Origin of the sequence: Aliiglaciecola litoralis, from assembly GCF_039523355.1 — a bacterium.
Lineage (GTDB): Bacteria > Pseudomonadota > Gammaproteobacteria > Enterobacterales > Alteromonadaceae > Aliiglaciecola > Aliiglaciecola litoralis.
In genome coordinates, this window is the sequence record NZ_BAAAFD010000002.1 from 337,473 (window position 1) to 361,071 (window position 23,599).

Below are 23,599 nucleotides of genomic sequence, written 5' to 3' on the forward strand. Positions count from 1 at the left end.
ATGAGTGAGTGTTATTTAAACACGCTACACCAGTGCCCACAACGAAAAAAAAGCAAAAAAAAGCGCCATTGCTGGCGCTTTTCTAATCGTTATTTAGTGACTATTTACCGATAGTTAAGTTACTAACTACGTCTTTCACATCACTGGTTTTTTTAGCAATGCTAACTGCTAGGTCACGCTCAGCGTTGCTGTCTACTTTACCCGTTAGTGTCACAATACCTTCTTCCACTTCCACTTCGATATCGGTACCACTAACTTCTGATTCAAACAGCAGGCGGGTTTTAACCACAGACTCTACTTTCGAATCTTTCAAATTTTGCATAATGATCGCAGTATCTGATCGCTCTGTATCACCTTCAACACTTAGCTGGTTATCAACACCTTCAACTCCGTCAAGCGATAACATGAGCTCTTCCGCTAGCGCTCTGTCTACTTCAGTATCGACTTTACCGGTTAGAGTAATAACACCTTGTTTGACATCAGTATTGATGTCAAAAGCATCTAAATTACCATTAAACATTAAGGTGGTTTCGGCTTTACCGTCAATCCACGCGTCTTTCGCTGTGTCCGTCCAAGTGTTTTCTGCATTAGCACTCATTGATGCTGTTGTCAGGGCAGCGGCAATCATTAGTGAACATGTAGTACGTTTCATAATTTACTCCTTTTTTTGTAAAGACACCCATGGTATTGCCAATTTAATGCCAACTACTAACCCATTGTTTTTAAATGAAATATCGAACTTTATGGTATTTAGAAAAGTGAATGGCTGTGTAGTTTGTAAACACATCTTTGTAAGATCTTCATGATAAATAAAGAGGTTTAATGGCAGGTTTGACAATAAAATAATGCGTTCAAGAAACGTAAATGAAGCAAACAATTAATCCGAATGGGATATCAATGTTTTACGTACTTGGTTCACAATAGCGTTGATATCTTGCATGTCTTGCTCGGCAAAAGCGTGATCATTACTTTTCTGTAGAATCGCTTGTAACTGCGACTTTGCAAACTGATGGACATCCTGTCTTTGAGATATACTGACTAAGCGCTGTAAACTTTCAACAAGCCTAATGGTAACTGCAATAGACGTTTCTGCATACTGTCTTATTTGGTCAAATGCAGCACTAGCGAGACCATTGAAATCGTGAGCTTTACATTGCAATCTCAAATTTTTCTGCTGATCATAATACCGCCCTGAATGCACTTTAGCGTTCGCTAGTTCGCACAAAGCGACGGATAGTTTGTCGACGCACGAAATGGCAGTGTAAGGATCATTTACGCCAGGAGATAAAGCGCGCACTGCAATCTCGACTAATTGATGAATGGCATATTCTGGATCTTGAATTGGTGTACGTTTACTACCGACAATAAATAATGCTCTGATTTTTTCAATAACTTTTTCACTAACTGGGTAGTTGGCGTCAACCTCCGCCACTTTAATATCTTTTGCTAACATGTCTCCTGGACGAGATGAAAAGCGTATGGTGAGGTCGTGCTCACATGCTAGCTTCAATAATGATGCCTTATTGAGCACCTGAAGATAACCATTTTTGCCAGCTGTGATAGTCATAGTGAGCAGCGTGTTATCTGCTTTTTTACTGTCAGAGCACTTTGGTGAATCGAGCTCATCTGATAAATGCTGTAAGGCTTTTAAGACCTCACAATACACTTGGTCAACCACGTTATCCGCTTGGATACTTCGCGCTACATGATGGATAAAGTAGATAAGTACAAACACACTCATAAAGGTAGCCGCAAGACACCATGCGATAGAAAACCCAAGCGCCAGATTCTGATGCGCTTGCATACTCATCACATACACTAAAACAAGGCAAAAACTAAAATTTGCAATGAATGTACCTAGTACGACTTGAGTGCCCGTATCATCCATAAAGTTGCGGATAAGACGCGGTCCAAACTGTGATGACGCTAAAGTCAGGGTCACTATAGTGATGGAAAATGCGATACTGGTAACCGTGATCATCGAGCCCGCAATGGTATTCACCAAAGAGCGTAGCGTTTCTTGATCGAGATGATAGAGATGCTTAAACCAAGTAATATCGACCAATATTAAGCTGCGGTCGATCCATACGCATAAGATGGAAGTCAATACTGAAGTAAGCACCATCAACACAGGAATAAACCAAAAACTGGTTTTGACAGTGTAATAAAATTTTTTAAAACCGGTCTGGAGATTCATTTATAGGATCAGGGTCGCTAAATGCTATGTTTGATCGTCATCTTTTTGCTTTTTGGCTGCTAACATCACGCCCACCACAATGATCACCATAAATAATCCAAAAGAGGCTAAAAAAGTGTAGAGCATACTGCCTTGACCAAGACCACTAGATACCAAGAAGAAACCTACCGTGATCACGAATGCGATAATAATTAAACTAAGTTTCATACTATTTCTCACAAAGAAAAAGGGCCGATAGGCCCTTAGCATAGTTTAAAAAGCCGTGATTAGCAGTCTGTATCTTCTGCGTCCACACCGTCTTTGACATTTTCACAAGCATCTTCAACCGCATTGCCTGCATCAGTCATCGCATCGTCTACCGAGTCTGCAGCATCATCTACTGCATCACCTGCATCGTCTGCCATCTGTTCCATAGCATCACCAGCTTCTTCAGTGTTACTTTGCTCGCAAGCGGTAAGCGCAAAAAGTGACCCCGCTATTAGCAACATTTGAAGCGTTTTATTAAATGTAGTCATGTGTTTCTCCTTGAATAACGGTAGTTTTAATCTATTTTTACAATCATAGATTAAAGTTAAACTTTTGGACCTCGACCCCTGAGTGCATTCGCAATTAGGGAAATAACCAGTAAGACAACGAAAATAAAGAATATGATTTTCGCTATCCCTGCTGCTGCTCCGGCGATACCACCAAAGCCAAACACTGCAGCTACCAGTGCTATAATGAAAAATGTAATTGCCCAACCTAACATAATGTTCTCCTTCTTGCTTATTGTTTATTACTGATGTTTTTTGGTAACCTGATTAACTCGTTTTTTACACTCCAGGACCTTTCCCACGAATCGCGTTTGCGATCAGTGATACAACAAGTAATACAACAAAGATAAAAAAGATGATTTTAGCGATGCCCGCTGCCGTACCGGCAACTCCGCCAAACCCGAATACAGCTGCAATTAAAGCAATGATTAAAAATGTAATAGCCCAGCCTAACATAGTTTTCTCCTTTTGCTATTTATCGTTTACGTTAATAAGATAACGCGTCTGGTTTAACTAATGCTTGGAGCATGCCAAGTTTCAAAAAATACGTTAACCCATTGTTTTACATGCTATTTTTATGGACTATAAAATTTCATTGAAAAAGATCTCACTTTGCGAATTGCAAGTATTACACTGGCACAAGAAACTTTTTCACGAGAATTATTAAACCAGAGGTGAAGAATAGGTGAGTAACGAGAAGCACCGCTCAAAAAAGCCATTTGTGATATTGCTGATCATTTCCAGTTTGACGAAACTGGCTGATTTACTAGTGTCTCCCAAAACCACTTTGCCCTATATCTTAACAGCCAGTGGCGCGCCTTCATGGCTGATCTCACTGCTAGTGCCAATTAAAGAGTCTGGTAGCTTGCTGCCACAGTGGTTGTTAAAAACACAAGTCGCGCATCGATTTAGCAATCGCACAGCCTTATGGCGACTTGGCGCTCTGATTCAGGGGATCGGCATAATATTGTTGGTAGTGACAATCATTGCTGCTCAAAACAACCTATTAGCCATCATAGTATTGATACTGCTAATGGCGATAGCTGGCGGCAGGGCGATTTGTTCATTAACCATGAAAGATATTCAAGCTGAGACGATTCAGCAAGGCCGCAGAGGAAAGTTAATTGGCTTGGCCTCATCCATTTCTGGCGGTTTAACATTACTCTCTTCCATTGTTTTTGTAGCGAGCGAGCAACCTCTTACTCAAGCTATTTCTTATGGCTTACTTATCGTCGGCGGGCTGTTATTTTTGATTGCCTTATTGTGCTCACTATTTTTGCATGTCGAATACGATCCAAAAGCAGAAGAAGGAGATCAGCAAGGATTTATGCAACTTGTCAGATCAGAACCTAATCTCAGGCACATCATTATCAGTCGTATCTTACTGCTTCACAGTGCGCTTATTGTGCCTTTTGTGGTGTCTTCTGCCGCTACCAATAACGACTCGGCTTCATCGCTGGCCTATTTTGTAGGCTTGTCAGCATTTGCATCTTTGATTTCATCTTACGTTTGGGGAGTGTTTTCCGACAAGGGCGCGGTAGCAACTTTACGATTCGCCACAGTGATTTGTATTGCCGCTGCTGTATGTGTTGGAATGTGGATTGAGCAGCTACCTAGTTATGCAAGTTTGATTTTGTTTTTTATTCTCACGTTGGGGCATGCGGGCATCCGCACCGGCAGGAAAACCTACTTGCTAGACATTACTGATCGAAGCAACCGCACCGGTTATGTCGCTGCAGCCAATAGTTGCGTGGGTATTGGATTGCTGTTGTTAGGCGCGTTCTATGCTTATTGTTACAGTCAGTTTGGCGTCACAATCGTATTGTTTATGGCAATGCTCATGGCCATAGGTTTTGTACATAGTTTTCTGCTCGAAGAAGTAAAAGAATCCGACTGATTTTCGCTATTTCAAAGGTTAATCTGAACTCTGGATAAGATGTGCGAGCAATTATTATCCAAAGTTCATATTAACTACTTGGAAGCCAACATTTGTGCTGCTTGCTTGGCAAAATAGGTCAAAATACCATCCGCACCAGCTCGTTTAAAAGCCAGCAATGATTCCATAATCACGTCTTCCTCTTTCAGCCAACCATTTGCAAACGCCGCTTTGTGCATAGCGTACTCGCCGCTTACCTGATAAGCAAAAGTAGGCACCTGAAAAGTGTCTTTGCAACGTCGAACAATATCAAGATACGGCATACCGGGCTTGACCATGACCATGTCTGCACCTTCATTAAGATCCAATTCAATTTCACGCAGCGCTTCATTTGAGTTCGCCGGGTCCATTTGATAGTTCTTTTTATTGCCACCTTTAATGTTGCCCGCCGAGCCAACAGCGTCGCGGAAGGGGCCGTAGTAACTGGACGCATATTTGGCCGAATATGCCATGATACAAGTATTCACGTGCCCGGCATCTTCTAAAGCTTGCCTAATTAGGCCTATTCGACCGTCCATCATATCTGAAGGAGCCACAATATCAGCCCCCGCGTCTGCGTGGGACAGAGCCTGTTTAACTAATACTTCGCAAGTTTCATCATTCATCACGTAACCTGCATCATTAATCAACCCATCCTGACCATGTGACGTGAATGGGTCTAGGGCTACGTCGGTAATAATGGCGAGCTCAGGCACTGCAGCTTTAACAGCACGTACGGCTTTTTGCGCCAATCCCTCGGGATTGAACGCTTCACTTGCACAATCAGATTTTAACGCCATTGGGGTTACGGGGAAAATCGCAATGGCAGGGATCCCAAGAGTGGCCAGCTCTGTCGCTTCTTTAACTAAAAGATCAATCGACAAGCGCTCGATGCCCGGCATGGATGCGATAGATTCAGTACGATTGTTGCCCTCAACGACAAACATGGGGTAAATCAGGTCTTTAACATTCAATCTATGCTCTGCCATCAGATCTCGGGTGAAATCATGCTGTCGCATTCGACGCATACGGCATGCTGGAAATTGTTGATTAGACATATTTGTTACACTCAGTTTTCAGTTAAAGGATATCTCTGGCATGCAGGTGGCCACCTTCTACACGATTTCGACCATTTCGTTTAGCTTGATACAACGCTTTATCTGCTGCTTCGAGCAAATTTTTCTCATCTTCTGCAGTGGTCACCACGGTTGTGGAGACTCCGGCACTTAAGGTCACTTTCAGCGATAAGTCATCCAACTCAACTATCAGCGCCTCAACTTCTTGTCTGACATTTTCAGCAACCCCCATCGCACCTTGCAAGTCGGTATTTGGCAAAATCAAAGCAAACTCTTCGCCACCATAGCGACATGCATCATCCGTAGTACGTTTAAGATTTCGCTTCAGCAATCGAGCGACTTCTTTGATCACCTCATCGCCAGCGACATGCCCGTGGTTATCATTGATACTTTTAAAATGGTCAATGTCTAGCATGACAATCGATAACTCTGTTTGTTCGCGTCGACAGCGGCGTACCTCTGCCTGATATTTTTTGTCAAAATGTTTGCGATTGCGAATGCCGGTGAGACTATCTGTCAGCGTTTGTTGTTCCAATTCATTGTTGGTTTCAGATAATTCTCGAAGCGCAATCTCAAGCTCTAAAGTGCGTTCTTGAACCTTATATTCTAGCTCTTCTTGGGCTTCTTCTTTGAGTCTGAGAGCCTCATCTTGAGACTCTCGTGCCAAACGCTCTTCAACCAATGCAAGCTCTTGAGTGCGAAACTGTTCGTCTCGCTGGGTGCCATAAGTAATTGCCAAGGCAAACGCTAACATAAAAGTTTCAATTGAAGCACCTAGCATCAATAGGTAATGCGCGGCAGTATCCATTTTGATAATATTGGCACTTTCAAAACTGGATAAAAACCCGCTAATAAGCAGTGCTGACCATGCCAGCAAATAGAATCGAGCGACCTTGACGCCTCTGTACCACAACAATAAGCCAGTGGCGAAAACCAAAGTAACTGTAATACATAGAATAACTAAGAATAGCTTGATGAAGATGTGATACGGCACGACAAAACTTAGTATCAAAGCAACCGTTAAAACGCCCGCGGTGACATTAAGACTTTTGTCCATGAGCGCACTGTAGGCTTTTACATTGAGTAATTGCTGGCTGAAGATAGTGACGAACAACAGCGTCATAGTAGCGAAAATGCCAATGCTTCGACTTTGCAGCCACACCCAATCTGGCCACAAATATTTGAAACCCAAACCATGCATAGTGGCAAGTGTTAACGCCATTGAAACCACGTACAGACTGTAGGTTAAAAAGGTGATTGAGCCGGTGGTAACGAAGAAAAATAAATTACTCAGCGTCATGGCTGCCATGAAGCCAAAAAACAGCCCTAAAATTAAATTGTGCTCACCGTTATAGATTAAATACTCACCTTCTTCCCAAACACGCATGGGCAGTTTAACCGTACCAGCCGTTTGAATTCGTACCACTAAATCGATTTGTGCGTTAGATTGAGGAATCGGGAAAAGTAGCTTCTCATTTTTAATAGTACGGGTATCGAATGGATAGCTATCACCTTCATGGTACTGAGCTATTAATACATTATTTTGGTAATACCAGATGTCGACTTCATCGAGCATGGCATAATCAATTTCGAGTATCCGTGGTTGCGTGTTGGAATGGGCTGGGATAACGGCTTTAAACCAAAACGGATTGGTATTCATACCGTACGACAGCAGTTCGCCGGTTTCCTTTTGCCACTCCTGTTGCGGTAGCGTTTGAATCTGCTCAATCGTCAGCGAGCCGTCAGTATCTTCCAAGTACAGCGTGTTTTGGTCAATACCATACAGTGGATTGCTATCACTGCTTACCTGAGAAATAGCAAAGATACACAACAATGCAAAAATACAAACCAGCGCAACTGACCAGGTTTGATTAAATCGGACAGTTTGCCCATTAACCTGCAAAATCAGACTCCAACTCAAAAAAATTAATACTATTTCGCCAACAACATTGCTTCAAGTACTGAATGTCGACTTTTTTAATTGCTGCAACTTCCTGAGCAATATGCGGTAGATTTGCAGGTTGATTATTTCGTGACTTAGTTTTTAAGGTTTTCGGCATTAAATAAGGTGCATCGGTCTCAAGTAATAATCTGTCCAATGGTATCACCGACAGAGCTTCTCTTAACGCATCGCCGCGTTTTGGGTCGCAAACCCACCCCGTGATACCGATTGAAAAACCCAGTTGCAGATAAGCTTCCGCTTGTTGTTTGCTGCCAGTGAAACAATGCACGATGGCGCCTTTCAACCGAGGAGCATATTGATTCAGCAAGCGTATTTGCGGCTCAAATGCGTCACGTTCATGCAAGTACACTGGCAAACCAAGTTCACAGGCTAATTCTAACTGCTGTTCAAAAACCCTTAACTGCGCATCAGCCGGTGAAAAATTGCGATTAAAATCCAACCCACACTCACCGATGGCAACCACGTTTTGCGCTGACGCTAATTGACGTAATTCTTCAATATAGCCTTGCTTTACGTCTTTAGCATTATGCGGGTGAACCCCCGCCGTAGCAGCCAAATGCACAGCACTAGCATCGCGGGTCAATTCAAGTGCTTGTTGGCTTTGCTCAACATCAGTACCGATCAACACGATGCCAAGTACATCTTGTGCTTCAGCGCCATTGATTACCTCTTCGAGAGGTAACCGCTTATCGGGCATATTTACCCCAATATCAAACCAGTGCGTCAAAATTACTTAACTCTTTTCACTCTGATCCGACGATTAACATCGTCTTTGCTTAAGTGAAAAGATCCTATCGCTCCGCGTTCAATGTAAATCAGATCATTGTTATCCACTTTGAACGAACTTCCTTCGGTCTCGCGCCAGACATGGCCATTGTCTAAGGTAAATACGCGCTTCTTACGCGCATTGGTTTCAATTTTTACAATAGTTGCATAGATTTTATCTTGGGCATTTTCACGTATGGTTTTATATTCCATACCAAAGTCATCATTCGCAGTAGCCTGAGGGGCTTTTGCCACAGGTGCCACCGCAGCTTCCGTTGGCGCTTGTGAGTTTGTAGCTGATGAACTCTGCTGCGCCACACCACTTGCCGAAAGAGGAGCGCGGACCTGCATTAATTCATCTAGATCACCATAACGATTCATATTATTGACGATTTGGTCATAACATACTAATCGTTTGAGGCTGTTTTGTACCTGACCGCATTTTTTTAGTGCCTGAGCGACCGTTTCAGCATGTACACCGGATGTGGACACACCTGAAAGCAGAATAAATGACACTAAAAGAGATTTTGTTATTTTCATGAAACTTCCTGATTTTCTTCTTCTTCTGATTTACGCGAATACAAACTTCCAATCAAAATGCCAATTTCAAATAAAATCAGCATAGGCACTGCCAATAGAGATTGAGAGATAATGTCGGGTGGTGTTAATAACATGCCCACCACAAAGGCACCCACAACTACATAGGGACGTTTAGCTCTAAGGCTATCGGCATCGGTCATTCCAGTCCAGCACATGAGTACTATCGCCACGGGAATTTCAAATGCCATACCAAAGGCAAAAAACAGCTTAAGTACAAAATTTAGATAGCTGCTAATGTCAGTAGCAAAGGCAACACCGGTGATCTCGATACCGGCAAAAAATGCAAATATCACTGGAAACACCACGAAATAAGCGAACGCCACGCCGCCGTAGAACAGCAAAGTACTGGACAATAACAAAGGGGCGATCAAACGCTTTTCGTTACGATACAATCCTGGCGCGACAAACCCCCAAATCTGATAAAGCACAAAGGGAATGGCCAAAAAGAACGCCAATACCAAGGTGAGTTTGAAGGGGGCAAAAAATGGCGCCGCTACATCTGTTGCAATCATTTGTGCGTTTGCAGGCATGGCATCAAGCAGCGGAGTTGCCAACAAGTGATAGAGATCTTGAGCAAAAAAAGCCAATGGCACAAAAAGTACCAATATACTGAGCAATGCTTTAAGTATGCGTCCACGCAACTCAATGAGATGCGAAATGATATTGTTTGACTCAGACATTACGACGGTTCTTTATCATTTGGTTGAATCGTATTTTGGCTCACCGCTTCAGGCTTTTCTTTTACATAAGGCTGATTCACCGAATCAGCAGCTGACTTCAGTTCGTCTACCGCTTTTTGCAGATCAGGCGATAAATTCTGCATATTTTGCTGCTCAGCTTTTTTTAAATTTTCATGCAATTCATGAACCCGAAGCTGTTCTTCGACTTCTTGTTTGAAGCCCGATGCCATGCCGCGAATACTCCTAAAGGTTTTCGCAGCGCTGCGCATCGCACCTGGTAGACGTTCAGGACCTAACACTAAAAGTGCGAGAACTCCCACTACCAGGATTTCTAAAAAACCAATATCAAACATAAAAACCGTTTTTCGCGTTCATTATTCTGACTTCTGAGACTGTTTTATGGTCTCTGTCTGTTGCGTGGTTGATTGTTCTGTTTTGTCTTCGACTTTTTTACTGGCTTCTTTACTGACATCTTTGCTAGCATCTTCTTCAAAATCGGCATCTTTATCTGATATTGCTTTTTTGAATCCTTTAACTGCCGAGCCTAAGTCACCGCCTAAAGAGCGAAGTTTCTTAGTGCCAAATAATAATAAAACGATGACCAATACGATAAGTAATTGTGCCCAACCGATGTTTCCCATCTTTGTACTCCTGACTATTTTGTAAGGCTATTATACGTAGCAAATCGAAAACGTCACTGGATTTGATACGAAGCAAAAAAAAGAGCATGATTTGTTGACAAGAATTGGAGCCTGAAGTTTGCGAAAAACCGGAATATTTGCAGTTAGTTTATCATTTTTATTGTTCTCAAGTGCATCACAAGGGCAAGAAAATGATGAGGTTTGGATAGATACTATGCATAAGAGTATCTCAGAGTCTGTTATGGATAGTGCTCAGTGGTTTGATAACTTTTTTGCTAAAGCAAATAAACAAGAAGATCAACATGCACTAGGTGAGGTCCGGCTACGATTGGGGTGGGAGCCGCGTTCACGAGAATTAAATGAGTTTGAGGCTAAACTCAAAGTCAGAGTCAAATTACCCAACTTAAAAAACAGAGTCGACCTGATTTTATCTGACTATGAAGATAATCCTGATGACAAGGTGCGAGCTGGACGTGTCAATGACATCAATCGCCAAGACAATTTCTCACTAGCACTGCGTTATAAAAATAAACCTGATAGCGGCTTATCCCATCGTCTTGGTTTTGGTCGCCGTTTTCAGTATTTCGCAAAGTCTCGCTACCGCGACACCGCAAATATCTTGCCAGATTTAAATTTACGCTACGATGCCTCTATCTATTATTACAATAGAGATGGATTTGGCAGCGATCTAGGCTTAGGGCTGGATTACGATTATTCCAAAGAGATGTTACTGCGTTTTGAAAATCGATTTTATTTTAGAGATAAATCGAAAGATTGGTTGTGGCAGCATAGCTGGCAAGCACTGCAACAAATTAATGATCGCACGGCGGTTGTCTACGGATATTATATAGAAGGGTTAAGCCGACCGAACTACCGTCTCGAAGAATATTTACTCAGTGTCAAATTTCGCAGAAACACCCAAAGAGAATGGCTTTTTTACGATATTGAGCCGTTTATTTTATGGCGTCGAGACGAGAATTTTTCAGCTTCTTTTGGTATCGCTTTAAGAATCGAGGGCTTTTTCGGCGAGAGATAACGCTTAATCCGAATTCTCGGGTGCGTTACTCATTGTAACTTAGCGTCAATATGAACTCTAAAGCCGGTTTTCCAGTATTTATCTTTGTATTAGCACTTTGGAGATGAATTTGGGCTTGTTGGTAGATAGCAAATGGCGAGACAAAAGGTACGACACTGATTCAAGTGGCGGTAAATTTGAAAGGCAGGGTTCCCAATTCAGAAATACTGTTTCTGATGAGACGGGTGGCCGCTATCAAGCTGAATCTGCCCGTTATCACCTGTACGTATCCTTGGCTTGTCCTTGGGCTCACCGAACGTTAATTTTCCGTAAACTCAAAGGCCTAGATGAGCATATTGACGTCTCGATAGTGTCGCCCGATATGCTTGAAAATGGTTGGGAATTCGGCAAGGTTCCTGATGTATCTGCCGATAAGCTGTTCGGAGTTGAGTTAAATGGATAGCCAATTGAACACTAGGACCATCGTTAAGGTAGTGTCGGCTTCTTCTACGCAAGACGGTGCTGGGGTGAAGTTAAAACGCGTAATCGGGCAGTCGGCATTGCGCCATTTAGATCCTTTTTTGATGCTAGATGAATTCGGCGCAGATGATCCTAACGATTACTTGGCTGGTTTTCCATCCCATCCTCACCGTGGATTTCAAACCGTAACCTATATGCTAGAAGGAAAAATGCAGCACAAAGACTCCGAAGGCAATCACGGTGTTATTGAAAAAGGCGGTATACAATGGATGAATGCCGGTAAAGGCATCATTCATGAAGAAATGCCACAACACAGTGATAAGCCCTTGCACGGATTTCAATTGTGGGTGAACTTACCCGCTAGCGAAAAAATGTCGCCTCCGGATTATCAAGATATTCAAGCGGATCAAGTGCCTGTTATCATAAATGCTAACACTGAAGTAAAACTGCTCGCCGGCCACTACTTAGGACAAACAGGCCCAGTATCAACTCAAACGGTTGAGCCACTGTTTCTCGATATCACCTTTAACGATGATGACGAAATCACGATTCCCCTTCCGAGTGAGCACAACGGCTTTGTATATTGTTATCAACAGCAAGTTGAAATATCCGGACAACCCTTTGAGAAAGGTCAATTAGCGGTGTTGTCAAACGGCCAGCGCGTGGTCATCAAGGGGGGTAGCAACGCCAAATGCATTGTGGTTGCCGCCGCTCCGCTGAATGAACCCATAGTGCAATACGGCCCATTTGTGATGAACACTGAAGCGCAAATTCAGCAAGCAATAGCAGATTTTCAAGCCGGTAGGCTAACGATTTAATAAAGCGCCATGGGCTAAAGTGCTTCCAAAGTGTGGCCTACTGACGTTCATTGTTAACGAAACAGGCTTTTGATGAAGCAGTGTTGGTGCGCTGCGGCGTTTTTATTGCCTTATCCAAGCAACCAACCAAGCCGTGCAGCCAATGAACGACAGCCCTGCACTGGGAACGTAAGACGTAAGATATAGAGGCAGAATAGCCGCTAAAATTAACAGGGTGGCTCCGGTCAGAACTAAGAATACATTTTTCTGCGCATTAGCATGCTGCGCTTGTTGCTGTTCGAAATGCTTTTGTTGCAATGCTGGCAGTTGTTTAACCTGCTTAAGGCTGTCGTAAATTAAATCGGGCATTTCAGGCAACTTTTCAGACCAAAAAGGGAGGTTAGCGTTGACTTTTTTCATCATCGCAGTAAAACCTATTTGCTCTTTCATCCATCGCTCCAAAAACGGTTTTGCGGTTTGCCAAAGATCGAGTTGAGGGTACAGTAGGCGTCCCAACCCTTCGATATAAAGTAAGGTTTTTTGCAACAAAACCAGTTGCGGCTGCACAACCATATTGAATCTTCGCGCTGTATTAAACAGCTGCAACAGCACATTACTGAATGAGATCTCCGCCAGCGGCTTTTGAAATATTGGCTCGCACACGGTTCTTATAGCCACTTCAAAAGCTTCAATGTCGGTGTCTGCGGGCACCCAACCCGAGTCCACATGCAACTCGGCGACTTTACGGTAATCTCGATTAAAAAATGCAATGAAGTTTTCCGCAAGATAACGCTTGTCGTCGCGATTAAGCGTTCCCACAATGCCAAAATCAATCGCGATATACTTAGGACTCTGAGGATTTTCCTTGGATACGAATATATTACCCGGATGCATATCTGCGTGGAAAAAACTGTCACGAAACACCTGCGTAAAAAACACTTCCACACCGCGTTCAGCGAGTAATTTCATATTGGTGTTTTGTGCTTCTAATGCCGCTATATCAGAAATATGGATACCATAAATACGTTCCATAACCATGACATTCTTAGTGCAATAATCACTGTATATTTCCGGAATATACAGTGAATCAGATTGCTCAAAGTTACGTCGTAATTGAATACCGTTGGCCGCTTCGCGCAACAAGTCTAACTCTTCGATTATGGTTTTTCGGTATTCTTCAACGACTTCAACTGGGCGCAAACGTTTACCATCAGGCAATAATTTTTGTACCGCATAAGCGAGCGCTTGCATGAGTTCAATATCGGCGTGAATGGTGTCAGCAATATCAGGTCGAATAACCTTAATGATGACTTCTTGTTGATTGGTTTTTAGCCTCGCACTGTGCACTTGAGCAATAGAGGCAGACGCTAGAGGCGTCGCTTGAAAATCATCAAACAACTCGCTGACATCGTTAATTTTTAATGAAGAGGTAATAATCTCGATAGCGATGTCGCTTGCAAATGGCTTGACCTTATCTTGTAAAATAGCCAGCTCATCGGCAATGTCAGGAGGCAACAGATCGCGTCTGGTAGATAACATTTGGCCGAATTTAATAAATACTGGCCCCAAGGTTTGCAGTGCCAGTCGAATGCGCTCCCCAAGAGGCTTTTCTGGATGTTGGTTACGCAACCAAAATTGGCAGGACCGCCCCAGCTTGGCATACCAAGGTAACCATTTATCCGGGATCAGTTCGTCTAGCCCATGTTGCAACATCACTCGGTTGATTTTGTACAGTCGCAAAGCACGCATACTAATCGTGATCCTTATCTACAACGGATGCCTTGAATTTGGTTTCTTCAAGGTTAGCTAACCGAGCTTCTAATCTGTCAGTATCACTGCGTAAGCGAGTGACTTGATCACAAAAATCAGTCACCAATAATCCTGGCGCCGCAATGTGTTTTTCTTCGATCGCGCCTTCCGATAGCGTTTTCGCTAAACCCGCTATTTTACCACTAACATGTTGTTTAAATTGACTCGCTATACTGAACATATTGTGCGCCACTACGTCACCAGTGTAGTGAGATAGTTGCTCTTCCCAATCGATATCCAATTGGGAGATAAGCTGACTAAAACCTTGTGCGACTTGTATGTCGCCTTCAAGCTCCAATTTACCTTGCTGAATCAACCTCGTTATCTGATTATTGTCTTGCAGTGCCTGCAATGTAGCCAGTGATAAACTCAAACTACAATCTGACATTTCATCTACATCTACCGCCGGAATGACAATATCAATACGATCTGAAAAATGGAATATCAGTGGCCAAGGTAGCTCAGCCAAAGTGACTTTGAGGCGTTTACCCGAGAGCGGGATCAGTCGAGAAGCTGAATCAGCGTCTAACGCTAACAACCTATTAATTACTGCTTCCACAGCAGCGGAGGCAAGCTGAGCTGCTGGCATTAAAATTTAAACCCGCGATGCATCGCTACGATACCACCCGTCAGATTGTGGTAGCTGGTTTGCTCAAAACCGGCCGATTCCATCATACTCTTTAAAGTTTCTTGATCCGGATGCATGCGAATAGATTCGGCCAAATATTGATAGCTTTCGCTGTCGTTAGCGACCAACTGGCCCATTTTAGGCAATAAGTGGAAAGAGTACATGTCGTAAGCTTTCGTTAGCAGCTCATTCTGAGGTTTAGAAAATTCTAACACTAACAAGCGACCGCCCGGTTTTAAGACACGATACATTGACGCCAATGCCTTATCTTTATCGGTCACATTGCGCAAGCCAAAGGCGATGGTAATAATGTCGAAGGTATTGTCTGGGAACGGCAGCATTTCGGCATTGGCTTGGACGTATTCTAAATTGCCGACAATGCCCTTATTGCGCAATTTATCACGCCCCACTTTTAGCATCGCATTGTTAATGTCCGCTAATATAACTTTGCCACTTGGACCAACCAACTTTGAAAACTTAGCGGCTAAATCGCCGGTTCCACCAGCTAAATCCAGTATAGTGTGACCAGTTCGAACGCCACTACAATCGATAGTAAAGCGTTTCCACAATCGATGGATACCCATAGACATCAGGTCATTCATCACATCATATTTTGCGGCAACGGAATGAAAAACATCCGCCACCATTGACACTTTCTGCTCAGTTGCAACTTGCTTAAAACCAAAATGTGTTTGATCAGTGCCAGTGGATTGTTGTTTAGAAGATGTCTCAGTCACCGATGATGGCTCTGACTTAGGAGTGTTGAGATCAGAACTCGAGGACGGGGTGTTAGTCATTGCATTTCCTTTTCTGGCACTAGCTAGAGCCTGTTGATCTTTGCTGTATTTTTTAGCGGCGCTTGTGCGAGCCGACTTCGGGAACTAGCTAAAGTTTACCTAATTAGCACGTAACCTGCTATGCCTAATACAGATTCTATTCGTCGTTGTGAGAATCCGCTTGAATGTGATTATCACCCACACTCATTGACATGATTTGACTCAACTCCTGATAAGAGCGATTGCTTTGTTTATGCAATTCATTGAAAGCGTCTTGGATGGCTTTGTGGCTGCGCTTTGATGTTGCTGAGCCTGAAATGATCCCTCTTTGTGCAAAGTAGGATACGGTATCGCGGCTCAATAAGAAGGTGTCTTTGCCGACAGCTCGCAATCCATACGCACCGGTGTTTCCACCGAGCCTGGCACCATGTTGCTTAAGATAAGCCCACAACCCGATAATATCGTGCGAAGGCCAGTTGGCGACAAATTTTGCGAAACTGCCATGTTGTTGACGAACAGACTCTATCATCAAGGCATTTTCACGAATGGTTTTCACCTTATTGTAATTACGAATAATACTTGGGTCTTGGGCCTTCTTTTCCACCATCTCATCTGGCATTAACAATATTTTGTCGATATCAAAGTTAAAAAAGACTCGCTCAAAGTCCGGCCATTTATCCCTAACCACGCGCCACACAAAACCAGATTGAAATACTTTTTTAGTAAACTCAGCTAGAAATCTATCATCCCCCACTTTTTCAAGTTGTGAGGGCGGTAGCGGCTTACCCAGCAGCGCAGCTAATTTCTTCGGGCCGCCTTTACGCTCACAAGCTCGTTGATAGATCTGTTCAAAACTTTCTAGCTCGCCCATGTTAGATCTCTTTTAATATATGAAAAACGAATACCTATTACGCGGCTATGCCTGAATGGCGCAATAGGGCATCCACATTTGGCTCTCTGCCTCTAAATGCCACAAACAAGTCCATCGGCTCTTTGCTGCCACCCATCTCAAGAATGTGCTGCAAGAAATCAGCGCCAACCTGTTGATTAAAAATCCCTTCCTCTTCGAAGCGCCCAAAGGCATCAGAACTCAATACTTCGGCCCATTTGTAACTGTAATATCCCGCCGCATAGCCACCGGCAAAAATATGACTGAAACTATTTTGGAATCGATTGAAACTAGGCGGGATCAATACTGATACTTCGGCTCGAACCTTGTCCAATACGGATTGCACATTGGCCGATTGCCCTGTTTGATATTGCTCGTGCAAGGTGAAGTCAAATAAGCTAAATTCTAGCTGTCTGAGCATCTGCATTGCCGATTGGAAATTCCGCGCAGCCAGCATCTTGTCAAGTAAGTCTTGCGGCAATGGCTCGCCAGTTTCATAGTGACCAGAGATAAACGCAAGGGCTTCAGGTTGCCAACACCAATTTTCAAGAAACTGACTAGGGAGCTCTACTGCATCCCAAGGTACACCATTAATACCGGACACACCTGCCACATCAATCTTGGTCAACATGTGATGAATACCGTGACCGAACTCGTGAAATAAGGTGATCACTTCGTCATGAGTAAAGAGCGCAGGCTTGCCATCTACTGGCCCATTAAAATTGCAAGTTAGATAAGCCACCGGATATTGCATGCTGCCATCGGCGCGTTTTCTTCGTACCTGACATTCGTCCATCCAAGCGCCACCGCGTTTGTGCTCACGAGCATACAAATCTAAATAAAAACTGCCTCGAAGTTGGCCAGTATGATCGACAATGTCAAAATATTTAGCATCTGGGTGCCACACATCAACGTCATCGCGCTGGATAATATCGACACGGTACAATTGCTTCACAACCTTGAATAAACCTTCCACCACTCTAGGCTCTGGAAAATAAGGTCGCAGCTGCTCGTCAGATACCGCATATCGCTGTTGCTTGAGTTTCTCACTGTAATAAGCCAGATCCCAAGCTTGCAAATCGCTAATCTGGTACTGCTGTTCAGCAAACTCCCTTAATTCAGCCAGATCTTGCTGAGCTTGAGGTTTAGAGCGTTTGGCTAGATCTTGCAAAAAGGTGGTGACTTGAGCGGTTGAATTCGCCATTTTGGTTGCAATGGAGCGCTCAGCGTAGTTTTCAAAGTCGAGTAAATTGGCTACTTCATGACGCAATGCCAGCGTTTCTTCAATAATTTGCGTATTATCAAACTTGCCCGCATTGGGGCCATTTTCAGAAGCTCGTGTCGCATAAGCAACGTACATTTCTTCTCGCAATTGACGATTGTCGGCATAGGTCATAACCGGTAAATAACTCGGTATATCTAAGGTAAATAACCAACCCTCTAAAGATTTGCTGCTTGCCAACTGCTTAGCTGCAGCCATAGCAGATTCGGGTAACCCAGCTAACAAGGAATCATCTGTAATATGTTTTTGCCACGCCAAGGTAGCATCCATCACCTGATTGCTGAACTGAGAAGACAGCGCTGATAATTTGCTCTGAATCTCACCATATCGTTGCTTTTTATCGTCAGGCAACGCCACGCCAGATAAAGTGAAATCGCGAATACCATTATCAATCACTTTTTGCTGGGCTTGGTTCAATTGGCTAAATTCTTGGCTTTGCTTTATATGCTGATAGGCATTAAACAGCCCTTGATGTTGACCTACCCACGTACTGTAATCGGAAAGCAACGGTAAGCAGGCATCGTGGGCCTCTCGCAGGTCATCGTTACTGACTACCGAATTCATATGTGAGACCGGAGACCAGAGACGACTCAACTCATCATCCACATCGTCTATGGGTGCAATGACGCTAGCCCAGCTAATGTCACTTTGTTTCACCGCTTCATCAATGACATTTTTACAACGTTGAATTGCGCTGTCTATTGACTCTACAATGTCTTCAACTTTAATTTTCGAAAATTGCGGTAACGCAGTGATATCCGACTGTGAAATGTCATGCTTGGCTGATTGACCCATAAATAGATTTCCATTTTAATACTTGGCTGTGTATACGTAGGTAAGGCCGAAAAGACCGAATTACAAGTGATAGGTTGAGAAAATTAGCGCTTCCCCTAACTAAAAACTTTCCTGAACTAAGCTTGAATTGTGATCCATTGAAACAACCTTAGCTTAAACACGTTCTAACAATGTTAGCGTGTGAATCCCAATAAAGTGATTTATGCTTAGACAGCAAATTTTTAACGACTAGCAGGATGGCTTTTGTCCACCTCATAAAACAAGTTCAACGATAGGATAAAGAATGGCAGATTTTGATTACATATGTATTGGCGCAGGTAGTGGTGGTATTGCTTCTGCGAATCGAGCAGCAAAATATGGTAAAAAAGTAGCCATCATTGAAGCCAATGAAATTGGTGGCACATGTGTAAATGTGGGCTGTGTGCCCAAAAAAGCCATGTGGTATGGTGCGCAAGTGGCAGAAGCCATCCACAAATATGCGCCCGATTATGGTTTTGATGTCACCGTGAATAATTTTGACTGGAAAAAACTCATTGCCAGCAGAGACGCTTATATTGAGCGAATTCACGGTTCCTATGGAAGAGTGTTTACTAACAATAACATTACCCTGATAAGAGGGTTTGCCACTTTTGTCGACAAAAATACCGTTGAAGTTAACGGCGAAAAAATCACCGCTGATCACATTCTTATCGCTACGGGTGGTCGTCCTAAAATAGGCAATGTACCTGGTGCAGAGTATGGCATCGACTCAGACGGTTTTTTCGATCTTAAAGAACAACCAAAGCGCGTTGTCGTCGCTGGAGCAGGCTATATCGCCGTAGAATTAGCCGGTGTGATGCACAGTTTAGGCAGCGAAACCCATCTTCTCGTGAGAAAGAATGCACCGTTGCGAAGTTTTGACCCCATGTTGAGTGAGACATTGACCGAGATTATCCGCACCGAAGGAATGACATTACATACCCACCATGTGATTAAACAAGTTGAGAAACAAGACGATGGCAGCTTGTGTGTGATCATGACTAGCGGTGAACAGATTGAAACCGACTGCTTAGTTTGGGCTATAGGGCGTGCACCGGCAAACGATAATATTGGGCTAGAAAACATTGGTGTTGAGCGAGATGATAAAGGCTATATCAAGGTCGATAAATATCAAAATACTAATGTAGACAATGTGTATGCCGTTGGCGATTGTATCGGCAAAGTGGAGCTCACTCCTGTAGCGGTTAAAGCGGGACGTTTGTTATCAGAGCGTTTATTCAATGGTCAGCATGACGCACATATGGATTACGACTTGATCCCAACAGTGGTGTTTAGCCACCCGCCCATAGGCACAATGGGGCTCACTGAGCCGCAAGCAATTGCCAAGTACGGTGAAGAAAACATCAAAGTATACAACTCAAGTTTTGCTGCCATGTACACTGCTGTTACCATTCATCGTCAAGCTACCAAGATGAAACTCATCTGCGCAGGCAAAGAGCAGAAAGTGGTTGGTATTCACGGAATTGGCTTCGCGATGGATGAAATATTGCAGGGCTTTGCCGTTGCCATGAAAATGGGCGCGACTAAGGCTGATTTCGATGCGTGTGTAGCGATTCACCCCACTTCAGCTGAAGAATTCGTTACGCTGACTTAAAGGCGTCATTAACACGTCCATGATGTATCGGTACCCAGCCCCGCCCTCCTTGGCGGGTCGGGCGGCTGGAGGCTGCTGCGTTGCTTAAAAAGTTGGCATAAAATGAATTGAAAATTTAAAAACTAACTGAATTTTGTAAAGGTCTAGATTGCGTGAAAACACAACTGCGTGTAGTGTTAATAGTATAAAATTTTAACCCCATAGAAGGCCTAATCTGGATGCTAGGTGCGCACTAAATATTCCCTCTACTTATTGTTTTTAGTTACTTTCTTCTTTTTAAAAGCAGAAGCTGCTAGTGATGCGCCTCTTAAAATCGCGGTTTTAAGTACGACCGACCAACAAACCCTCGCTTACACTAAAATGATTTCTCAGTTTGAAGTATCAACGGGTGTCAAAGTTGATATCCATGTTTACAGCGACGTTAATTTTAAAAAGAAACTGCCAGGATGGATTGAGCTAGGTAACTACGATGTGCTTTATGGCCGAGCCGGTCAGCGCCTGAATAAGTTAGTGGCAAACCAAGAGATAGTGCCACTTTCTGAATTTATAAACGTAGACGAAATAGAACAACAATATCTGGCCAGTGCATTGGATGCAGTGAGATATCAAAATCATATCTACGCCTTACCGTTAGGACACTATATTTGGGGCTTTTACTACAACAAAAGTATTTTTAAGCAACTTGAACTTTCCCCTCCAAATACTTGGGATGAATTCAAACTATTGAACCAACGCTTGCAACAAAGCGGCGTCACGCCACTAATTCAGGCCACTGCCGATTCATGGCCTACGCTTGCATGGCTCGACTATTTGTCGGTGAAAATTGCAGGAACCAATTTTAGAGATGCAATTATAACTGGAGAAACAGGAAACCAAGCCGACTTTAATTCCTTAATAGATGTTTTTAGGTATTTGGTATCAAACGATCTATTTTTCGCACCTGAACATTCTTGGCGGTGGCAACAAATCATACCTGCGGTAGAGAGAAAACAAGCGGCGATGACCTTAAGTGGTCAATTTGTAGAGCAGCAAATTAAACAAATAGATGACGCTAACATTGGTTTTTTTCCTTTCCCAAATTTCCAACGCGGACATGACGACATCGCAGTCGTTCCCATGGAAGTGTTAATTATCCCCTCTTCCACTAACCAGCATGCTCAAGTTTCCAAACTAATGCAATTTTTAGTGAGCTACATGGCAGTAGATTCCTTAGCCGATGATTTAGGCTGGTTGTCAGTCAGCAAACAACCGGTGCAAAAAGAAACCTTATCAACGCGAGTTTCTCAGGCACAAATGCAAATACAAAATGCCACCCAACTGGTACATTATTTTAATCGAGACGCAGAGCCAAACATATCCCAAGCGTGGGCCAATGCGATTATTACTGATATTCGCAACGGTAATACTGATTCAATTGCTGAAATTCAAACCCGTATTCAAATGTCAAATACACAGGCATCAGTGGATATGGTAGATGATGAAAGACTGATGAATTTTTCATCGTTACCTGGTAAAGGAACGTATTATTTCTCGCGCATAATGGATAGCGTATACGATTCATTAGGTTATAAAACCGTTATCAGTCGTTTTGCCAGCTCTGAGGCCGTGATCAAATCACTGGGATTTGGTGCCGATGGAGACTTGGTTAGAGTGGTGAATATCCCACAATTGAACTTAGTGGCAATTAAAGTACCTGAGCCGATTATTCATGCGCGTTTGTATTTGGTTGGTGGACAAGGTCAATCTTGCGAACTGGATGGCACTAAACTTCCCCCAGGCTCTTCCTTGGCTTATGGCGTTGACGCCCACATTTTTTCCACCGTTGCTAAACAGCTTAAACCTGAGTCTACGACGCTGACTACGCTGGTTGAAGCGTGGACAGGACTGTATTCTGGTGAATTTAGTCACCTACTCGTGTTTGAAACCGACTTGTACAACAAAAGGGATAAACTTGACTCCTTTTGTTTTGAAACATTACAACGTATTCCAGGGCATCACTATTTAGCCAACAAACATATTGATTTGGTCGACAAGGTTAACAATGCGATAAAACAGTTCAAAAAAACAATTGATTACAAGGCCATTACCGCCGAGTTTGGAATAGGTGTGCTGCCAGATTCGCAGTAATTATTAATGCTATCAGCTTGCTAAATACCTCGTAATGAAACCGTTTTTTAATCAACTTATTTTTCAATGACGCGGGTCTCTCCTGACTGCGTAAAGTAATCGTTGCTGCTGTTTAATAACGCTTCTGGGACGGCTAACGGCACATGAATGCCGGCAAATTTGCGCGTATTGATAATACTATCCAGTATCTCATTTCCTTGTTTGCTTAAGTAAAACCAATAAGGTGGAAACGCCATTGACGTGTGGCGCTTTTGCCAGAGGTCTTTAAAGGGAATGAAATGTTGTCGATTCGGGTCTGCGTCGCCCATATGCATGACGGTAAGCGCGTTATCATCGCGCTTTGCATCACTGTAGATTGACACACGAAAGACTAGATTTTCAACGTTTGCACGACTTGGCCAACCTGCATGTGGAATTCGAACGGTTTCGATTAATAGATTGTCGTTCGTTGTTGTCTCAGCTTGTTGACCAAACGCAAGTGAGATGCTGTGTAACCTAGCTAATATCTCATCAGGTGGCGCTAGGAACGTCAGTTGACTTATGGCTTGCTCGGGCGCGTAAAGATGAGTGCCTGAATGTGCCGTTAAATAAGCTAACATGTCCTTATCAGAAAAATGATCTCCGTGTGCATGACTGACAAAAATCGCTTTAATATTATCAAATGGAGGCTCCCCTGCCATTATCTTAGCTTTGATGGTGTCTGGAACTAATGCGTAAGTGTCAAAGTGATGATGGAAAAACGGATCAAACAACAACTTGGTTTCGGCGCTTTCAATCATAATAGCTTCATTGGCAAGATAGGTGACTTTGCCCTGAGCATTGTCTGAAGCAGATAAGCGAAGCGCATCGGAGTGCGCATAAATGTCACTTGAAAATGCTAAAACACAGCCAAGAACCGCCGTTAAAATTAGGTGAAAATGACACGATTTTTTATTCATGTAAGCGAGTCCTTTGACATCAAGTTATGTGGGTTAGGCTGCGATATTAAGTAGTTACAT

At 43.2% G+C, this 23,599-nt stretch carries 24 protein-coding genes and 1 pseudogene; 6 read left to right on the plus strand and 19 right to left on the minus strand.

What is annotated here, in order from left to right; translation table 11 throughout:
- Window positions 1-100: 100 nt before the first annotated feature.
- From ABD036_RS05170 to ABD036_RS05195, 6 genes are all read right to left on the minus strand, one after another.
- Complete coding sequence (locus ABD036_RS05170; RefSeq protein ID WP_343857185.1) at window positions 101-652, minus strand: BON domain-containing protein; 552 nt, start codon at window positions 650-652, stop codon at window positions 101-103.
- 225 nt (window positions 653-877) lie between these two features.
- A complete protein-coding gene (locus ABD036_RS05175) occupies window positions 878-2,197 on the minus strand; it encodes a DUF2254 domain-containing protein (RefSeq protein ID WP_343857187.1) in 1,320 nt (439 codons plus the stop codon).
- 24 nt (window positions 2,198-2,221) lie between these two features.
- Window positions 2,222-2,404 carry a hypothetical protein gene (locus ABD036_RS05180; RefSeq protein ID WP_343857189.1) on the minus strand — a complete coding sequence of 61 codons (183 nt, stop codon included), beginning with the start codon at window positions 2,402-2,404 and terminating at the stop codon, window positions 2,222-2,224.
- A gap of 59 nt (window positions 2,405-2,463) precedes the next feature.
- The gene (locus ABD036_RS05185; RefSeq protein WP_343857190.1) at window positions 2,464-2,712 is read right to left on the minus strand and encodes a hypothetical protein; all 249 of its coding nucleotides are present in this window, start codon (window positions 2,710-2,712) and stop codon (window positions 2,464-2,466) included.
- A gap of 56 nt (window positions 2,713-2,768) precedes the next feature.
- Window positions 2,769-2,945 carry a DUF1328 domain-containing protein gene (locus ABD036_RS05190; RefSeq protein ID WP_343857192.1) on the minus strand — a complete coding sequence of 59 codons (177 nt, stop codon included), beginning with the start codon at window positions 2,943-2,945 and terminating at the stop codon, window positions 2,769-2,771.
- Window positions 2,946-3,009: 64 nt separating this feature from the next.
- Window positions 3,010-3,186, minus strand: a complete 177-nt coding sequence (locus ABD036_RS05195; protein ID WP_343857195.1) for a DUF1328 domain-containing protein — start codon at window positions 3,184-3,186, stop codon at window positions 3,010-3,012.
- A gap of 229 nt (window positions 3,187-3,415) precedes the next feature.
- Between ABD036_RS05195 and ABD036_RS05200 the strand changes: the two genes are divergently transcribed.
- The gene (locus ABD036_RS05200) at window positions 3,416-4,627 is read left to right on the plus strand and encodes an MFS transporter (RefSeq protein WP_343857197.1); all 1,212 of its coding nucleotides are present in this window, start codon (window positions 3,416-3,418) and stop codon (window positions 4,625-4,627) included.
- A 74-nt stretch (window positions 4,628-4,701) separates the two neighbouring features.
- On the opposite strand, the gene hemB is transcribed toward ABD036_RS05200, so the two are convergent.
- The 7 genes from hemB to tatA are packed head-to-tail and all read right to left on the minus strand — an operon-like array spanning window position 4,702 to window position 10,370.
- A complete protein-coding gene (gene hemB / locus ABD036_RS05205; protein WP_343857199.1) occupies window positions 4,702-5,703 on the minus strand; it encodes a porphobilinogen synthase in 1,002 nt (333 codons plus the stop codon).
- Between the two features lie 22 nt (window positions 5,704-5,725).
- Complete coding sequence (locus ABD036_RS05210; protein ID WP_343857202.1) at window positions 5,726-7,624, minus strand: sensor domain-containing diguanylate cyclase; 1,899 nt, start codon at window positions 7,622-7,624, stop codon at window positions 5,726-5,728.
- Window positions 7,614-8,411, minus strand: a complete 798-nt coding sequence (locus tag ABD036_RS05215) for a TatD family hydrolase (RefSeq protein WP_343857204.1) — start codon at window positions 8,409-8,411, stop codon at window positions 7,614-7,616. The genes ABD036_RS05210 and ABD036_RS05215 overlap by 11 nt, the downstream gene beginning before the upstream one ends.
- A gap of 2 nt (window positions 8,412-8,413) precedes the next feature.
- The gene (locus tag ABD036_RS05220; RefSeq protein WP_343857206.1) at window positions 8,414-8,989 is read right to left on the minus strand and encodes a hypothetical protein; all 576 of its coding nucleotides are present in this window, start codon (window positions 8,987-8,989) and stop codon (window positions 8,414-8,416) included.
- Window positions 8,986-9,729, minus strand: coding sequence for a twin-arginine translocase subunit TatC (gene tatC, locus ABD036_RS05225; protein WP_343857208.1), 744 nt, complete (start codon window positions 9,727-9,729; stop codon window positions 8,986-8,988). Before tatC ends, ABD036_RS05220 begins: the two co-directional genes overlap by 4 nt.
- Window positions 9,729-10,082: a Sec-independent protein translocase protein TatB gene (gene tatB / locus ABD036_RS05230; RefSeq protein ID WP_343857210.1), complete on the minus strand. Its 354-nt coding sequence runs from the start codon at window positions 10,080-10,082 to the stop codon at window positions 9,729-9,731. The genes tatC and tatB overlap by 1 nt, the downstream gene beginning before the upstream one ends.
- A 21-nt stretch (window positions 10,083-10,103) precedes the next feature.
- Window positions 10,104-10,370, minus strand: coding sequence for a twin-arginine translocase TatA/TatE family subunit (gene tatA, locus ABD036_RS05235; RefSeq protein WP_343857212.1), 267 nt, complete (start codon window positions 10,368-10,370; stop codon window positions 10,104-10,106).
- A gap of 118 nt (window positions 10,371-10,488) precedes the next feature.
- Between tatA and ABD036_RS05240 the strand changes: the two genes are divergently transcribed.
- The 3 genes and pseudogenes from ABD036_RS05240 to ABD036_RS05250 all read left to right on the plus strand — a co-directional run bounded on the left by ABD036_RS05240 (window position 10,489) and on the right by ABD036_RS05250 (window position 12,683).
- Window positions 10,489-11,406 (plus strand): hypothetical protein, encoded by a 918-nt coding sequence (locus ABD036_RS05240; RefSeq protein ID WP_343857214.1) that lies wholly within the window; start codon window positions 10,489-10,491, stop codon window positions 11,404-11,406.
- A gap of 109 nt (window positions 11,407-11,515) precedes the next feature.
- Window positions 11,516-11,830, plus strand: a pseudogene (locus ABD036_RS05245) (glutathione S-transferase family protein); the annotation flags it as partial.
- Window positions 11,831-11,840: 10 nt separating this feature from the next.
- Window positions 11,841-12,683, plus strand: a complete 843-nt coding sequence (locus ABD036_RS05250; protein WP_343857217.1) for a pirin family protein — start codon at window positions 11,841-11,843, stop codon at window positions 12,681-12,683.
- Window positions 12,684-12,785: 102 nt separating this feature from the next.
- Here the strand turns inward: ABD036_RS05250 and ubiB are convergent, their stop codons facing one another.
- The 5 genes from ubiB to prlC all read right to left on the minus strand — a co-directional run bounded on the left by ubiB (window position 12,786) and on the right by prlC (window position 18,841).
- Window positions 12,786-14,411 (minus strand): ubiquinone biosynthesis regulatory protein kinase UbiB, encoded by a 1,626-nt coding sequence (gene ubiB, locus ABD036_RS05255; RefSeq protein ID WP_343857219.1) that lies wholly within the window; start codon window positions 14,409-14,411, stop codon window positions 12,786-12,788.
- A gap of 1 nt (window position 14,412) precedes the next feature.
- Window positions 14,413-15,060 (minus strand): ubiquinone biosynthesis accessory factor UbiJ, encoded by a 648-nt coding sequence (locus ABD036_RS05260; protein WP_343857221.1) that lies wholly within the window; start codon window positions 15,058-15,060, stop codon window positions 14,413-14,415.
- Window positions 15,060-15,896: a bifunctional demethylmenaquinone methyltransferase/2-methoxy-6-polyprenyl-1,4-benzoquinol methylase UbiE gene (gene ubiE, locus ABD036_RS05265; RefSeq protein WP_343857223.1), complete on the minus strand. Its 837-nt coding sequence runs from the start codon at window positions 15,894-15,896 to the stop codon at window positions 15,060-15,062. The genes ABD036_RS05260 and ubiE overlap by 1 nt, the downstream gene beginning before the upstream one ends.
- A 136-nt stretch (window positions 15,897-16,032) precedes the next feature.
- A complete protein-coding gene (locus tag ABD036_RS05270; RefSeq protein ID WP_343857225.1) occupies window positions 16,033-16,746 on the minus strand; it encodes a DNA-3-methyladenine glycosylase I in 714 nt (237 codons plus the stop codon).
- Window positions 16,747-16,783: 37 nt separating this feature from the next.
- Entirely contained in the window at window positions 16,784-18,841 is a 2,058-nt protein-coding gene (gene prlC / locus ABD036_RS05275; protein WP_343857227.1) for an oligopeptidase A, read from the minus strand.
- Window positions 18,842-19,124: 283 nt separating this feature from the next.
- Between prlC and gorA the strand changes: the two genes are divergently transcribed.
- Together gorA and ABD036_RS05285 are read left to right on the plus strand one after the other, a co-directional pair.
- A complete protein-coding gene (gorA, locus tag ABD036_RS05280) occupies window positions 19,125-20,474 on the plus strand; it encodes a glutathione-disulfide reductase (protein WP_343857229.1) in 1,350 nt (449 codons plus the stop codon).
- Between the two features lie 225 nt (window positions 20,475-20,699).
- On the plus strand, window positions 20,700-22,601 hold the full coding sequence (locus tag ABD036_RS05285) for an ABC transporter substrate-binding protein (protein ID WP_343857231.1): 1,902 nt from the start codon (window positions 20,700-20,702) through the stop codon (window positions 22,599-22,601).
- A gap of 56 nt (window positions 22,602-22,657) precedes the next feature.
- Here the strand turns inward: ABD036_RS05285 and ABD036_RS05290 are convergent, their stop codons facing one another.
- On the minus strand, window positions 22,658-23,539 hold the full coding sequence (locus ABD036_RS05290; RefSeq protein WP_343857234.1) for an MBL fold metallo-hydrolase: 882 nt from the start codon (window positions 23,537-23,539) through the stop codon (window positions 22,658-22,660).
- Window positions 23,540-23,599 lie beyond the last annotated feature (60 nt).

Excerpts from the sequence above, each read along its gene's own strand:
- tatC (WP_343857208.1), bottom strand. The coding sequence starts at position 9,729 with ATGTCTGAGTCAAACAATATCATTTCGCATCTCATTGAGTTGCGTGGA.
- ABD036_RS05185 (WP_343857190.1), bottom strand. The coding sequence starts at position 2,712 with ATGACTACATTTAATAAAACGCTTCAAATGTTGCTAATAGCGGGGTCA.
- ABD036_RS05175 (WP_343857187.1), bottom strand. The coding sequence starts at position 2,197 with ATGAATCTCCAGACCGGTTTTAAAAAATTTTATTACACTGTCAAAACC.
- ABD036_RS05260 (WP_343857221.1), bottom strand. The coding sequence starts at position 15,060 with ATGCCAGCAGCTCAGCTTGCCTCCGCTGCTGTGGAAGCAGTAATTAAT.
- ubiB (WP_343857219.1), bottom strand. The coding sequence starts at position 14,411 with ATGCGTGCTTTGCGACTGTACAAAATCAACCGAGTGATGTTGCAACAT.
- ABD036_RS05270 (WP_343857225.1), bottom strand. The coding sequence starts at position 16,746 with ATGGGCGAGCTAGAAAGTTTTGAACAGATCTATCAACGAGCTTGTGAG.
- tatB (WP_343857210.1), bottom strand. The coding sequence starts at position 10,082 with ATGTTTGATATTGGTTTTTTAGAAATCCTGGTAGTGGGAGTTCTCGCA.
- ABD036_RS05180 (WP_343857189.1), bottom strand. The coding sequence starts at position 2,404 with ATGAAACTTAGTTTAATTATTATCGCATTCGTGATCACGGTAGGTTTC.
- ABD036_RS05290 (WP_343857234.1), bottom strand. The coding sequence starts at position 23,539 with ATGAATAAAAAATCGTGTCATTTTCACCTAATTTTAACGGCGGTTCTT.
- ABD036_RS05195 (WP_343857195.1), bottom strand. The coding sequence starts at position 3,186 with ATGTTAGGCTGGGCTATTACATTTTTAATCATTGCTTTAATTGCAGCT.
- tatA (WP_343857212.1), bottom strand. The coding sequence starts at position 10,370 with ATGGGAAACATCGGTTGGGCACAATTACTTATCGTATTGGTCATCGTT.
- ABD036_RS05170 (WP_343857185.1), bottom strand. The coding sequence starts at position 652 with ATGAAACGTACTACATGTTCACTAATGATTGCCGCTGCCCTGACAACA.
- ubiE (WP_343857223.1), bottom strand. The coding sequence starts at position 15,896 with ATGACTAACACCCCGTCCTCGAGTTCTGATCTCAACACTCCTAAGTCA.
- ABD036_RS05190 (WP_343857192.1), bottom strand. The coding sequence starts at position 2,945 with ATGTTAGGTTGGGCAATTACATTTTTCATTATAGCACTGGTAGCTGCA.
- ABD036_RS05250 (WP_343857217.1), top strand. The coding sequence starts at position 11,841 with ATGGATAGCCAATTGAACACTAGGACCATCGTTAAGGTAGTGTCGGCT.
- ABD036_RS05220 (WP_343857206.1), bottom strand. The coding sequence starts at position 8,989 with ATGAAAATAACAAAATCTCTTTTAGTGTCATTTATTCTGCTTTCAGGT.
- gorA (WP_343857229.1), top strand. The coding sequence starts at position 19,125 with ATGGCAGATTTTGATTACATATGTATTGGCGCAGGTAGTGGTGGTATT.
- hemB (WP_343857199.1), bottom strand. The coding sequence starts at position 5,703 with ATGTCTAATCAACAATTTCCAGCATGCCGTATGCGTCGAATGCGACAG.
- prlC (WP_343857227.1), bottom strand. The coding sequence starts at position 18,841 with ATGGGTCAATCAGCCAAGCATGACATTTCACAGTCGGATATCACTGCG.